We start from the raw sequence: 14,171 nt of genomic DNA on the forward strand, positions 1-14,171 counted from the left end.
CGCGCTCCTCATCGCGCAGCAGAGCTTCCTGGACGAGTCGGGTCCGTGGCCCCCTCCGCCCCCGGAGCGGTTCCCCCGCGGCTCCGACGTGTCCCGGCTCGCGTGGGCCGTTGACGCGCGCACCGGAGTCGTGGGGATCCCGCTCCGCCGCCGCGTCTCGGCGCTCGCGGATCGACGGCTGCGCGAGCACGGCCTTTCGCTCGAGCAGGCCGACGCCGACGCGGTCGACACGATCCTCGGCCCGGGAGCGCACGCCGCCCTCACCGTCGCCGAGATGCGCAGCCCCGACCTCGACCGGCTCCTGCGCGCCTTGGAATCCCCGCCCGTCCCGTCGACCCCGGAGAGAGCATGAACATCGATCAGACCAGCGACGGCGACATCGCCGCCCTCACCCGCACCGCGTCCCGGGTGCTCGACGGCGTGCGCACGGCCGTGGTCGGGATGGACGAACCGCTCACGCTCGCGCTCGCCACGATCCTCGCCGGGGGCCACGTGCTCTTCGAGGACGTCCCCGGTCTGGGCAAGACGCTCGCGGCGCGCAGCCTCGCCGCGGCACTCGGGCTGGAGTTCCGCCGGCTGCAGTGCACCCCGGACATGCTCCCCGGCGATGTCACCGGATCCTTCGTGTACGCGCCCGATTCGGGAGACTTCCGATTCCGTCCGGGGCCGATCTTCACCGGCCTGCTGCTCGCGGATGAGATCAACCGCACGACCCCGAAGACCCAGTCCGCGATGCTGGAGGCGATGGCGGAGCGCCAGGTGACCGTCGAAGGACATCGATATGCGCTGCCCGAGCCCTTCCACGTGATCGCGACGTCGAACCCCATCGAGTACGAGGGCACGTACGCACTGCCCGAAGCCCAGCTGGACCGCTTCATGGTGCGCCTGGCCGTCGGGTACCCCGAACCCGAGCACGAGGCGGGGATCGTCGAGCAGCGCATCCGGCGCCAGCGCGAGCACACCGACGTGGACGCCGTGATCGACACGACGGAGCTGATCGCCCTCCAGGCGGCGGTCGAGCGGATCCACGTCGAGGACGATCTGATCCGCTACGCGGTGAACCTCGTCCGAGGCACCCGCAGTGCGGCGAACGTGGCGGTCGGCGCCTCGCCGCGCGGATCCCAGGCGCTGATCCTGCTGGCGCGGGCCGTCGCCGCCATCGAGGGGCGCGGTTACGTGCGTCCGGACGACGTCAAGCGCATCGCGGTCCCCGTGCTCGCGCACCGGCTGACCCTGACACCTCAGGCCTGGGCGCAGGGGGTGGACCCCGCGGGCGTCGTCAGTGCGGTCGTGAGCGCGACGCCCGTCCCTCCGACGGTGGCCGAGGCGGGCGCGATCCGCCCATGATCGGGACGCGCTCGACGCTGCGCGCGCCGCTGTCATGGCAGCGCACGCCGGTCCTCGCCGCGGCGTTCTGCGGAGCGGTGCTCCTCGCCGGCGCCGGCCTCGTGCTCGGTCGCCCCGACGTGATCGCGACGGGGCTCCCGCTCGCGCTCGCCGGGGTGTGGGCGCTGCTCCGCCCGCCGCGCGCAGAGGTCGTCGAGATCGCGCTGAGCCTGGACGCCGCGGCGGGTGCGGACTCCGTCGCGGGGGTGGTGGAGGTCGGCACGGACGCGGAGTGGATGCAGCTCGCGGTCGACCAGGGAGGCGAGCGCACGGGCGAGGCGGAGACGCGCGCAGGAGAGGCGGCGCGCTCCCGCACCCGCATCCTGCACTCCGGCCCGTCCGAGGCCCTCGCCGTGACCGCCCGTGCGCTGCACCACGACGGCGCCTGGGCGAGCGCGCCGACGCCGCGCGTGTCCGCCGTGTGGGCTGCGTCTCCGCGCGCGCGGAGGATCGCCGAGCTCCCGCTCTCGGCGCGGCTGATCGGCCTGCACGGCGGTCACGACGGGCAGCGCGGCGGCAGCGGAGGCGACTTCCGCGACATCCATCCGTTCGCACCGGGCGATGAGCTGCGCCGTGTGGACTGGCGGGCGACGGCGCGGGCGGCGCGGCGCCCCGGCGATCTGCTCGTGCGCCGGACCAACGCGTTGAGCGACAGCGCCGTCGTGATCGCACTGGACACGGCCGACGACCTCGGCGCGGTCGTCGCGACCTGGGGGAGCGGCGCGACCGGGCGCAGCGGGCCCACCTCGATGGATCTCGGACGGGAGGCCGCGCTCTCGCTCGCGAGCGCGGCGATCGAGGCCGGCGACCGCGTCGCGTTCCACGCGCTCTCGCCGGGCGGCCGCACGCTGCGCAGCGGATCCGGGGCCCGTCATCTCGAGCGGCTGCGCGGCGTGATCGCCGGCACCGGTGCGGACGGCGACGGCACGCGCTATCGGCGCACGCCGCCCGTGCCCCCGGGGTCGATCGTGTTCGTGCTGTCGACGTTCTTCGACGGGGCCGCGGCCGATCTGGCGCTGCGGTGGAGCGCCGGCGGTCAGGCCGTCGTCGCGATCGACGTGCTTCCGACGCCGCGGACGCAGCGGCTCAGCGCCGCGCAGAGCCTCGCGATGCGCACGCTCCTGCTCGAGCGCACCGGCGTGCTCGACGACCTGCGAGGCGCGGGGGTCGACGTCGTCTCCTGGGATGCGCACGATCCGATGGCCGCCCTCCGGATCGCGGCCCGCATCGCGCGACGCGACCGAGGACGCGGGGTGCGGAGATGAGGACACCGCACGAGCTGACGGTGCCGGGCGCGATCCCGGCGCCCGTGCTGCGCATCGGAACCGCGGTCGTCATCCTGGGCGGAGCGCTGCTGCTGAACCCCTATCCGCTGTGGTGGTGGGTCGCCGGGGCGGCGGCGCTGCTCTCCGTCATCGTCCCCCGTTCGATGGCCTCGTGGCTCGGCATCGCCTGCATCGCCCTCGGACTGGTGCTGACCGAGCAGTCGGCGTGGCGCACCGCGCTGGTCGTGCTGCTCGTGCACGCCGCCCATGTGCTCGCCTCGTGGTCCTGGGCGGTGCCATGGCGCTCGCGGATCCGGCCGTCGGTGCTGCTGCCCGGCGTCCGCCGGCTGCTGGTGATCCAGGCGATCGCGCAGACGGTCGCGGCGCTCATGGCGCTCGCCGTGCCGCCCCTGAACGGACCGGGTTTCGCCTGGCTGGCGCCGCTCGGAGCCGCCGTGCTGACAGGCGCGAGCGCGTTCGCGCTGCGGGTCTCGCTGGGGCCGGATCCGGGCCGGAGGCCCGCATCCCGCAGCGCTGTCGAGCCCGGTGGGTCGTCGCCCGCCGCCGCCCCCGGAGCCAATGTCGGTGGCCGCTCCTAGACTTGACGGGTGCCGATCGTACCCGTAACCAGCCCTGGAAGACTCAGCGTCCGAGGCGCTCGTGTCCACAACCTCCGCAACGTCGACCTCGAGATCCCGCGCGACTCCCTCGTGGTCTTCACCGGCCTCTCCGGGTCAGGGAAGTCGAGTCTCGCCTTCGACACGATCTTCGCCGAGGGGCAGCGCCGCTACGTCGAGTCCCTCAGCGCCTACGCCCGTCAGTTCCTCGGTCAGGTCGACCGGCCGGACGTCGACTTCATCGAGGGGCTGAGCCCCGCGGTGTCGATCGATCAGAAGTCGACCAACCGCAACCCGCGTTCGACGGTCGGCACGATCACCGAGATCTACGACTACATGCGTCTGCTCTGGGCGCGCATCGGCGTGCCGCACTGCCCGCAGTGCGGCGAGCGGATCCAGCGTCAGACCGTGCAGCAGATCGCCGATCAGCTCATGGAGCTGCCGGAGCGCACCCGGTACCAGATCGTCGCACCGGTCGTGAGCCAGAAGAAGGGCGAGTTCGTCGACCTGTTCCGTGAGCTCGGCGCCAAGGGCTACGCGCGCGCGATCGTCGACGGCGAGCTCGTGCAGCTCGCGGAGCCTCCGGTGCTGAAGAAGAGCTACAAGCACGACATCGGCGTGGTCGTGGACCGCCTCGTGGCCGCCCCCGACATCCTGGGCCGGGTCACCGACTCGGTGGAGACGGCGCTCGGACTCGCCGGCGGCGTCATCCAGGTGAACTTCGTGGACGAGGAGGGGGACGACGCCTGGCAGTCGTTCTCCGAGAAGCTGGCCTGCCCCAACGGGCACGCGATCACGCTCACCGAGATCGAGCCGCGCACCTTCTCCTTCAACGCGCCGTTCGGCGCATGCCCGGCCTGCTCGGGTCTCGGCACCCGGATGTCGGTCGACTCCGACCTCATGCTCGGCGACCAGTCGCTGTCCATCCGCGAGGGCGCCATCATCCCCTGGACGACCCAGGGCAAGGGCCTGTTCCAGTACTACGAACGCCTCCTCGAGGGGCTCGCCGTCGACCTCGACTTCTCGCTCGACACGCCATGGCAGGATCTGCACTCCGACGTGAAGGAGGCGGTGCTGCACGGCGAGAACTACAAGGTCACCGTGAAGTGGAAGAACCGGTACGGCCGTGAGATGCGGTACTCGTCCGGCTTCGAGGGCGTGGTGCCGTACATCGAGCGCCAGTACCAGCAGGCGGAGAGCGACACCCAGCGCAGCCGCTGGGGCGAGTACCTGCGCGAGGTGCCGTGCCCGGTCTGCGACGGCGACCGCCTCAAGCCCGAGGTGCTCGCCGTGCAGGTGCACGGTCATTCGATCGCCGAGGTCTCCCACAAGAGCCTCGCCGAGGCGCAGGAGTTCATGCAGCTCCTCGAGCTGACCCCGCGCGAGGCGAAGATCGCCGCGCAGGTGCTGCGCGAGATCCGCCTCAGGCTCGACTTCCTGCTGCAGGTCGGGCTGTCCTACCTGAACCTGAGCCGCTCGGCCGGATCCCTTTCCGGCGGGGAGGCGCAGCGCATCCGCCTTGCGACGCAGATCGGATCCGGACTCACCGGAGTGCTCTACGTGCTCGACGAGCCGTCGATCGGCCTGCACCAGCGCGACAACCGGCGACTCATCGAGACGCTGCTGACGCTCCGCGACCTGGGCAACACGCTCATCGTGGTCGAGCACGACGAGGAGACGATCGAGGCGGCGGACTGGGTGGTCGACATCGGCCCCGGCGCCGGCGTGAACGGCGGCCTGGTCGTGCACTCCGGTCCGTACGAGGCGCTGCTGCGCGAGAAGTCCTCGATGACGGGCGACTATCTCGCGGGCCGTCGGGAGATCCTCACGCCGAAGAAGCGCCGCCGGATCGACCGCAAGCGCATGCTCAGCGTGGTCGGCGCGAAGGAGAACAACCTCCGCAACGTCACGGCGGACTTCCCGCTCGGCGTGCTCACCGCGGTCACCGGCGTCAGCGGATCCGGGAAGTCGTCCCTCGTGAACGACATCCTCTACCGTGTGCTCGCCTCGCGGCTGAACGGGGCACGCACGGTCCCCGGCAAGCACGTCAGGGTCACCGGGCTCGACAACCTCGACAAGGTCGTGCACGTCGATCAGGCGCCGATCGGTCGCACCCCGCGGTCGAACCCTGCGACCTACACGGGGGTGTTCGACCGCATCCGCACGCTGTTCAGCGAGACGCCGGAGGCGAAGGTGCGCGGCTATCAGCCCGGCCGGTTCAGCTTCAATGTCAAGGGCGGGCGCTGCGAGGCGTGCTCCGGCGACGGCACGATCAAGATCGAGATGAACTTCCTGCCCGACGTCTACGTCGACTGCGAGGTCTGCCACGGCAAGCGCTACAACCGAGACACCCTGGCCGTGCACTACAAGGGCAAGAACATCGCCGAGGTGCTCGAGATGCCCATCGAGGAGGCGGCAGAGTTCTTCGAGCCGATCCAGGCGATCCACCGCTACATGAAGACGCTCGTCGACGTGGGGCTCGGGTACGTGCGGCTGGGTCAGTCGGCGACGACGCTCTCCGGAGGCGAGGCGCAGCGCGTCAAGCTCGCCACCGAGCTCCAGCGCCGCAGCAACGGGCGCTCGATCTACGTGCTCGACGAGCCGACGACGGGTCTGCATTTCGAGGACGTGCGCAAGCTCCTCGAGGTGCTGAACGGCCTCGTGGACAAGGGCAACACGGTCATCGTGATCGAGCACAACCTCGACGTCATCAAGTCGGCGGACTGGGTCATCGACCTCGGCCCCGAGGGCGGATCGGGCGGCGGACAGATCATCGCGACCGGTACGCCGGAACAGGTCGCGCGCAACGCCGACAGCCATACCGGCGCGTTCCTCGCGGAGGTCCTCGACGGCGCCATCGCCGCGGGACGTCCCGGAGCACGGCGGGTTCTCGAGCGCAAGGCGGGTTGATGGCAGAACAACTCCCGTACAAGCCGAGACCGGGGGAGATCCCCACCGACCCCGGCGTGTACCGGTTCCGCGACGCCCAGGGGCGGGTGCTCTACGTCGGGAAGGCGAAGAACCTCCGTCAGCGGCTGTCGAACTACTTCGCGCCGCTGCGCACTCTGCACGAGCGCACCCGGCGGATGGTCACCACTGCTGCGTCCGTGGAGTGGACGGTCGTGCCCACGGACGTCGACTCGCTGCAGCTCGAGTACATGTGGATCAAGGAGTTCGATCCGCCGTTCAACGTGCGCTACAAGGACGACAAGTCCTACCCGTTCATGGCCATCACTCTCGCCGACGAGGCGCCGCGGGTGATCGTCACGCGCAACCGGCGGATCCCCGGCGCCAAGTACTTCGGGCCCTATCCCAAGGTGTGGGCTGTGCACGACACCATCGATCTGATGATCAAGGTGTTCCCGATCCGCACGTGCAGCGACGCCAGCTACCGCAAGGCGATGCAGACCGGGCGCCCGTGCTTCCCCGGCCAGATCGGCAAGTGCGGCGGACCGTGCTCGATGAAGGTCTCGATCGCAGAGCACCGCGCCATGGTCGACGACTTCATCGCATTCATGGAGGGCGGGGACGAGCGGTTCACCCGCGACCTGACCCGGCGCATGCACGAGGCGTCGGCGGCGATGGACTACGAGAGCGCGGCGAAGTACCGCGACCAGCTCGCGTCGATCGACGCGGTGCTGGGCCGAAGCGCCCTGGTGCTCCCGCAGGACGAGGACGCGGATCTGTTCGGCATCGCCGAGGATGAGCTGTCCGCCGCGATCCAGCACTTCGTGATCCGCGGTGGACGCGTGCGCGGTGTGCGCGCGTCGACGCTCGACAAGGAGATCGACATCTCCGGCGCCGAGCTCGTGGACCAGATCCTGCAGCGCACCTACGGCGAGGCGAGCGGGGAGCAGGTGCCCCGGCGCGTGCTGGTGCCGGCGCTGCCGGACGATGCCGCGGAGCTCGAGGAGTGGCTGCGCGCGCGACGCGGCAAGAAGGTCGAGATCGCGGTCGCACAACGCGGTCAGCGCGCCGAGCTCATGCGCAATGCCACGCTGAACGCGCAGCAGGCGCTGATCCGCCACAAGACGCGCCGGTCCAGCGACTACTCGACGCGCACGCAGGCGCTCACCGATCTTCAGGACGCGCTCGGCCTGGACGAGGCACCGCTGCGGATCGAGTGCTTCGACATCTCGCATCTGGGCGGTACGAACGTGGTGGCCTCGATGGTCGTGTTCGAGGACGGCCTGCCGCGCAAGGACCAGTACCGCTCGTTCAACATCGCGGAGACCACCGACGACACCGACTCCATGTACCAGGTGCTGCGTCGGCGCCTCGCCCACATCGACGCCCCGGAGGAGGTCGAGGTCACGGCAGCGATCGCCGATGCCGGTGACGACCTGGGCGAGTCGGAGGAGCTGGTCGTGACGGAGCGCCGCAAGCCGCGCTTCGCGTACCCGCCGCAACTGCTCATCGTCGACGGCGGCAAGCCGCAGGTCGAGGCCGCGGCGCGCGCTCTGCGCGACGCCGGCCGCACCGAGATCGGCCTGTGCGGCATCGCCAAGCGGCTCGAGGAGCTGTGGCTGCCGGGGGAGGAGTACCCCGTCATCCTGCCTCGCACGAGCGAGGCCCTCTACCTCGTCCAGCGTCTGCGCGACGAGGCGCACCGGTTCGCGATCACCCATCAGCGCAAGCGCCGCAAGCGCGACATCGCCTCGATCCTCGGCGAGGTCCCCGGCCTCGGCGCCGCACGGATCAAGACGCTGCTGCGGCACTTCGGCTCTGTCGCCGCGCTGCGGCGCGCGGGGTCCGCGGAGATCCAGGAGGTGCCGGGGATCGGACCGGCCCTCGCAGAGGCGATCCGCGCCCACCTCGCCGGCCCTTCGGCACAGGCGTCCGAATCCGCGGGCGGCCCCGATTCCGTGCTCGTCGGCGCCGGATCCGATTCCGATGCCTCGGAGACCGCGGCTACTGGCTAGGCTGGACGCGAGCGAGAAGGAGAGCAGATGAGCGCCGACCAGGGTGAGTTCCTGATCGTCACCGGAATGTCGGGCGCCGGGCGCTCGACCGTCGCGAACGCTCTCGAGGACCTGGGCTGGTACGTGGTCGACAACCTGCCGCCGCAGATGCTCCGCCCGCTGCTCGACCTCGCCAACCTCGGCGGTGCGGCACTGCCCAAGGTGGCCGCCGTCGTGGACGTGCGCGGGCGCGACCTCTTCGACGGGTTCCCTGGTGTGGCGCGTGCGCTCCGCGAGCACGGATCCGTGCAGGTGGTGTTCCTCGACGCCGTCGACGACGTGCTGGTGCGACGCTTCGAGTCCGTCCGGCGCCCGCACCCGTTGCAGGGCGACGGCACCCTGCTCGACGGCATCCGCACCGAGCGCACCAGAGTCGCGCCTCTGCGCGAAGCCGCCGACATCATCATCGACACGTCGAACCTGAACGTGCACCAGCTGGCCACCAAGGTCAACGAGGTGTTCGCGGAGGAGGGCGCCGCACGCCACAAGCTCACGGTCATGAGCTTCGGCTTCAAGTACGGCCTGCCCTCGGATGCGGACCTCGTCGCCGACATGCGCTTCCTGCCGAACCCGTTCTGGATCGACGAGCTGCGCGGATCGACGGGTCTCGACTCCGAGGTCCGCGACTACGTCCTCACCCGTGACGGCGCGCAGGAGTTCCTCGACGCCTACACGGCAGCGCTGCGTCCGGTGCTGGAGGGCTACCAGCGAGAGAACAAGAGCCACTCGATGGTCGCCATCGGCTGCACGGGCGGCAAGCACCGTTCGGTGGCGATGGTGGAAGAGCTCGCCGCGCGTCTGGGACAGATCCCCGGCATCGCGGTGACCGTCCGTCACCGCGATCTCGGGCGAGAGTGAGGCGGGCCCGGCCGGTGGTGAGCGCCGCGGCCGGGTAAGCTGATCCCTTGTGCCGAGATCCGGCGCCGCCCGTGAGAAGGAGACCCGTGGCACTCACCACCGACGTCAAGGCCGAGCTCGTCAGCATCCGGAACGCACCCCCCTCGGTGCGCGTCGCGGAGGTGACGGCGGTGCTGAGGTTCGCCGGGGGGCTGCACCAGATCGCCAACCGCATCGCGGTCGAGGCCGAGGTGGACGCGGAACTGCTCGCACGTCGCGTCGCGCGCGACCTCGCCGAGCTGTTCGGAGTGCGTCCCGAGATCGCCCCGATCCAGGGCGCGTCGAGCCACGACGGCGCCAAGTTCGCCGTGCGCGTGATCGCGGCGGGCGAGACCCTCGCCCGCCAGACCGGTCTGCTCGACCAGCGCCGCCGCCCCGTGCGCGGCCTGCCGAACCGTCTCACCACCGGATCCAGGGAAGAGCTCGCCGGCCTGTGGCGCGGCGCCTTCCTCGCCGCCGGCTCCCTCAGCGAGCCCGGCCGTTCCGCCGTGCTCGAGGTGGCCTGCCCGTCGTCCGAGGCGGCCATGGCCCTCGTCGGCGCCGCGCACCGCATCGGCATCGCCGCGAAGGCGCGCGAGGTCCGCGGCATGCCGCGCGTCGTGATCCGCGAGCCCGAGGGCATCCGCGCCGTGCTCGCCCTGATGGGCGCCTCCAAGACCGCCGCCGCGTGGGAGGAGATGCGCCAGCGCCGCGAGGTGCGCGCGGGCGTCAACCGTCTCGTGAACTTCGACGACGCCAACCTGCGCCGATCCGCGCAGGCCGCGGTCGCCGCCTGCGCCCGCGTCGAGCGTGCCCTGGAGATCCTGGGCGAGGACGTGCCGGAGCACCTGCGCACGGCCGGCGCCCTGCGTCTCGCACACCGCGACGCGAGCCTCGACGAGCTCGGCCACCACGCCGACCCGCCTCTCACCAAGGACGCCGTCGCGGGCCGCATCCGCCGCCTTCTCGCGATGGCCGACAAGCGTGCGCAGACCGAGGGGATCCCCGGCACCGAGGCCGCGGTGCCCGCCGGTCTCGACGTCTGACCCGCCGTATCGAGGCCTGCGTTCCGGTCTGTGGAAACACGCCCGGACGCAGGCCCTCGTCGTCGTCACATCCGGAAGGTTCCGGACAATCCGCGCGTTGCCGTCATTAGGATGAAAGACGTCCGCCCCGTGCGCACCACCGCGTTCCGGGGGACCGGCAAGCGCCGCGAGCGCGGCGCGGATTGGATGAAATCGACATGGCGATCTACACGCTGCCCGACCTTCCCTACGATTTCGCGGCCCTCGAGCCGCACATCAGCGGCAAGATCATGGAGCTGCACCATGACAAGCACCACGCCGCCTACGTCGCCGGAGCGAACGCGGCCCTCGAGTCCCTCGCCGAGGCTCGCGAGAGCGGCAACCTGGCCAACGTGAACAAGCTCGAGAAGGACCTCGCGTTCAACCTCGGCGGACACGTCAACCACTCGATCTTCTGGACCAACCTGTCGCCGAACGGCGGCGGCCAGCCCGAGGGCGAGCTCAAGGCCGCCATCGACGAGTTCTTCGGATCCTTCGAGAAGTTCCAGGCGCATTTCACCGCCGCGGCCATGGGCATCCAGGGCTCCGGCTGGGCCGTGCTGAGCTGGGACCCGATCGGCGCCCGCCTGATCATCCAGCAGCTGTTCGACCAGCAGGGCAACACCGCGCAGGGCACGGTGCCGCTGTTCCAGCTGGACATGTGGGAGCACGCCTTCTACCTGGACTACCTGAACGTCAAGGCCGATTACGTCAAGGCCGCGTGGAACATCGCGAACTGGGAGAACGTCGCCCTGCGCTTCGCCGCCGCGCGCGAGAAGACCAACGGACTGCTGGTACTGTCGTAAAAGATGGGCGTCCTGATGGGCAGAAAACCCATCAGGACGCCGTTGTCCGTGCAATCCGCAAGAATCACGCACTTCCTTGAGTAAGAACCAGGAGACTTTCGTGTCTGTCAAGATCGGTATCAACGGCTTCGGCCGAATCGGACGCAACTACTTCCGCGCAGCCCTCGAGCAGGGTGCCGACCTCGAGATCGTCGCGGTGAACGACCTCACCGACAACAAGACCCTCGCGCACCTGCTGAAGTACGACTCCGTCGGCGGCGTGCTCAAGGCCGACGTGAGCTACGACGACGAGAGCATCACCGTCGACGGCCACCACATCAAGGCGTTCGCCGAGCGCGACCCCGCGAACCTCCCCTGGGGCGAGCTGGGTGTGGACATCGTCATCGAGTCGACCGGGTTCTTCACCAAGGCCGAGCTCGCGAAGAAGCACATCGAGGCCGGCGCCAAGAAGGTGCTGATCTCCGCCCCCGCGACGGGCGACGACGCGACCATCGTCATGGGCGTCAACGAGGAGACCTACAACCCGGAGACGGACCACATCATCTCCAACGCCTCCTGCACCACCAACTGCCTCGCGCCGCTGGCCAAGGTCTTCAACGACGAGTTCGGCATCGTCCGCGGCTTCATGATGACCGCGCACGCCTACACCGCCGACCAGAACCTGCAGGACGGCCCGCACAGCGACCTGCGCCGCGCCCGCGCCGCCGCGATCAACATCGTCCCGGCCTCGACCGGTGCGGCCAAGGCCATCGGCCTCGTGCTGCCGGAGCTCAACGGCAAGCTCAGCGGCTCCTCCTACCGCGTGCCCGTCCCCACCGGCTCGATCGTCGACCTGACGCTCATCACGGAGCGCGAGGACCTGACGGTCGACGAGGTCAACGCCGCGTACGCGAAGGCCGCCGCCGAGGGTCGCCTCAACGGCTACCTGCAGTACAACGAGGACCAGATCGTCTCGAGCGACATCCAGGGCAACCCCTTCTCGTCGATCTTCGACTCGACGCTCACCAACGTCTCCGGCAACCTGGTCAAGGTCTCCAGCTGGTACGACAACGAGTGGGGCTACTCGAACCGTCTCGTCGACCTCACCGAGTACGTGGCCGAGCGGCTCTAAGCTCATATCCATGACTCTGCGCACCCTCGAATCCCTGAAGGAATCGGTCGGTTCGCTCGAAGGAACCCGTGTCATCGTCCGTTGTGACCTCAACGTCCCCCTGCGGGACGGCGTCATAACGGACGATGGCCGTGTTCGAGCGTCGGTGCCGACCCTCAAGGCCCTCATCGACCAGGGGGCCCGCGTGATCGTGTGCTCCCACCTCGGTCGTCCTGAGGGCGCCCCCGACCCGCAGTACAGCCTGGCGCCGGTCGCGGCCCGCCTGGGCGAGCTGCTCGAGCAGCCGGTCGCGTTCGCGGCCGACACCGTCGGCGCCTCGGCGCAGGAAGCCGTCGCGACCCTCCAGCCCGGTGGCGTCGTCGTGCTCGAGAACCTCCGCTTCAACCCGGGGGAGACGTCGAAGGACGACGCGGAGCGCCATGCCTTCGCGGAGCAGCTCGCCGCCCTCGGCGACGCGCTCGTCTCCGACGGCTTCGGCGTCGTGCACCGCAAGCAGGCCAGCGTCTACGACCTCGCGCAGATCCTGCCGTCCGCGGCCGGACTGCTCATCGAGGCCGAGCTCAAGGTCCTCGACCGCCTCACCGAGAACCCCGAGCGCCCCTACACGGTGGTGCTCGGCGGATCGAAGGTCTCCGACAAGCTCGGCGTGATCTCGCACCTGCTGCCGCGGGTCGACCGCCTGCTCGTCGGTGGCGGCATGCTGTTCACGTTCCTCGCGGCGCAGGGCCACGCGGTCGGCTCCAGCCTGCTGGAGAAGGACCAGCTCGACACCGTGCGCGGCTACATCGCCGAAGCGGCCGAGCGCGGCGTGGAGCTCGTGCTCCCCACCGACGTGGTGGTCGCGGCATCGTTCTCCGCCGATGCGGCTCACGAGGTCGCCGCCGCCGACGCGATCGAGGCGACGTCCTTCGGCGCCTCGGGCATCGGGCTCGACATCGGGCCCGACACCGCGGCACGCTTCGCGGATGCGATCCGCGGATCCAAGACCGTGTTCTGGAACGGGCCCATGGGCGTGTTCGAGTTCCCCGCTTTCGCCGCCGGCACCAAGGCCGTCGCGCAGGCGCTGACCGAGACCGACGGTTTGAGCGTCGTCGGTGGCGGCGACTCCGCCGCAGCCGTGCGTCAGCTCGGTTTCGCGGATGACCAGTTCGGTCACATCTCGACGGGCGGGGGCGCGAGCCTCGAGTTCCTCGAGGGCAAGAAGCTCCCCGGACTGGAGGTCCTCGGATGGGTGTGAACAACAGAACCCCGCTGATCGCGGGCAACTGGAAGATGAACCTCGACCACCTGCAGGCGGTCGCGTTCGTGCAGAAGCTGCACTGGACGCTCAAGGACGCCAAGCACGAGGACGGCACGGTCGAGGTGGCGGTGTTCCCGCCGTTCACCGATCTGCGCAGCGTCCAGACGCTGATCGACGCGGACAAGATCCCGTTCGCGTTCGGCGCGCAGGATCTGTCGCAGCATGACTCTGGCGCGTACACCGGTGAGATCTCCGGCGCGTTCCTGGCCAAGCTGGACGCGAGCTACGTCATCATCGGCCACTCGGAGCGGCGCGAATACCACGCCGAGAGCGATGAGGTCGTCGCGGCCAAGACCAAGGCCGCGATCAAGCACGGCCTGGTGCCCGTGGTCTGCGTCGGCGAGACGGCGGAGGACCTGGAGAAGTTCGGCGCGAGCGCCGTTCCCGCCGGTCAGCTCGAGGCGGCGCTGCAGGGTCTCGACGCGAAGGCGGACATCGTCGTCGCATACGAGCCCGTCTGGGCCATCGGCTCGGGCCAGGCCGCGACTCCGCAGCAGGCGCAGGACGTCTGCGCCGTTCTGCGCGGCGTGATCGCGAAGGTCCTCGGCGACGAGGCGGCGGCGCGCACCCGGATCCTCTATGGCGGATCGGTGAAGTCGGCGAACATCGCCGGGTTCATGCGCGAGCCCGACGTGGACGGTGCGCTGGTCGGCGGGGCGAGCCTTGTCGTCGACGAGTTCGCCGCGATCGTGCGCTATCAGAAGCACGTCGGAGTGTGACACGCGTCCCCGCCCCGAGGGGCGGGGACGTCTCGACGTATAATTGACCGTTACCCGGGATCCGCA

General features: G+C 70.2%; 12 protein-coding genes. All 12 read left to right on the top strand.

What is annotated here, in order from left to right:
* Positions 1 to 352, top strand: a 352-nt coding sequence (locus B7X32_RS02640) for a hypothetical protein (RefSeq protein WP_292715634.1), incomplete at its 5' end; no start/stop codon positions are given.
* On the top strand, positions 349 to 1,347 hold the full coding sequence (locus B7X32_RS02645) for a MoxR family ATPase (RefSeq protein ID WP_292715637.1): 999 nt from the start codon (positions 349 to 351) through the stop codon (positions 1,345 to 1,347). The genes B7X32_RS02640 and B7X32_RS02645, both read left to right, overlap by 4 nt.
* Complete coding sequence (locus B7X32_RS02650) at positions 1,344 to 2,651, top strand: DUF58 domain-containing protein (RefSeq protein ID WP_292715640.1); 1,308 nt, start codon at positions 1,344 to 1,346, stop codon at positions 2,649 to 2,651. Before B7X32_RS02645 ends, B7X32_RS02650 begins: the two co-directional genes overlap by 4 nt.
* Positions 2,648 to 3,250, top strand: coding sequence for a hypothetical protein (locus tag B7X32_RS02655; protein WP_292715643.1), 603 nt, complete (start codon positions 2,648 to 2,650; stop codon positions 3,248 to 3,250). The genes B7X32_RS02650 and B7X32_RS02655 overlap by 4 nt, the downstream gene beginning before the upstream one ends.
* A gap of 9 nt (positions 3,251 to 3,259) precedes the next feature.
* Complete coding sequence (uvrA, locus tag B7X32_RS02660) at positions 3,260 to 6,178, top strand: excinuclease ABC subunit UvrA (RefSeq protein ID WP_292715646.1); 2,919 nt, start codon at positions 3,260 to 3,262, stop codon at positions 6,176 to 6,178.
* Complete coding sequence (gene uvrC / locus B7X32_RS02665; protein ID WP_292715647.1) at positions 6,178 to 8,190, top strand: excinuclease ABC subunit UvrC; 2,013 nt, start codon at positions 6,178 to 6,180, stop codon at positions 8,188 to 8,190. Before uvrA ends, uvrC begins: the two co-directional genes overlap by 1 nt.
* 27 nt (positions 8,191 to 8,217) lie before the next feature.
* Entirely contained in the window at positions 8,218 to 9,087 is an 870-nt protein-coding gene (rapZ, locus tag B7X32_RS02670) for an RNase adapter RapZ (RefSeq protein WP_292715649.1), read from the top strand.
* A gap of 86 nt (positions 9,088 to 9,173) precedes the next feature.
* Positions 9,174 to 10,151, top strand: a complete 978-nt coding sequence (gene whiA, locus B7X32_RS02675; protein ID WP_045272521.1) for a DNA-binding protein WhiA — start codon at positions 9,174 to 9,176, stop codon at positions 10,149 to 10,151.
* Between the two features lie 197 nt (positions 10,152 to 10,348).
* On the top strand, positions 10,349 to 10,975 hold the full coding sequence (locus B7X32_RS02680) for a superoxide dismutase (RefSeq protein ID WP_292715653.1): 627 nt from the start codon (positions 10,349 to 10,351) through the stop codon (positions 10,973 to 10,975).
* A gap of 100 nt (positions 10,976 to 11,075) precedes the next feature.
* Positions 11,076 to 12,086 carry a type I glyceraldehyde-3-phosphate dehydrogenase gene (gap, locus tag B7X32_RS02685; protein ID WP_292715656.1) on the top strand — a complete coding sequence of 337 codons (1,011 nt, stop codon included), beginning with the start codon at positions 11,076 to 11,078 and terminating at the stop codon, positions 12,084 to 12,086.
* Between the two features lie 10 nt (positions 12,087 to 12,096).
* Positions 12,097 to 13,323, top strand: a complete 1,227-nt coding sequence (locus B7X32_RS02690; protein WP_292715659.1) for a phosphoglycerate kinase — start codon at positions 12,097 to 12,099, stop codon at positions 13,321 to 13,323.
* Positions 13,314 to 14,105 carry a triose-phosphate isomerase gene (gene tpiA, locus B7X32_RS02695; protein WP_292715662.1) on the top strand — a complete coding sequence of 264 codons (792 nt, stop codon included), beginning with the start codon at positions 13,314 to 13,316 and terminating at the stop codon, positions 14,103 to 14,105. The genes B7X32_RS02690 and tpiA overlap by 10 nt, the downstream gene beginning before the upstream one ends.
* Positions 14,106 to 14,171 lie beyond the last annotated feature (66 nt).

It is taken from the genome of Microbacterium sp. 13-71-7, assembly GCF_002257455.1.
GTDB lineage: Bacteria > Actinomycetota > Actinomycetes > Actinomycetales > Microbacteriaceae > Microbacterium.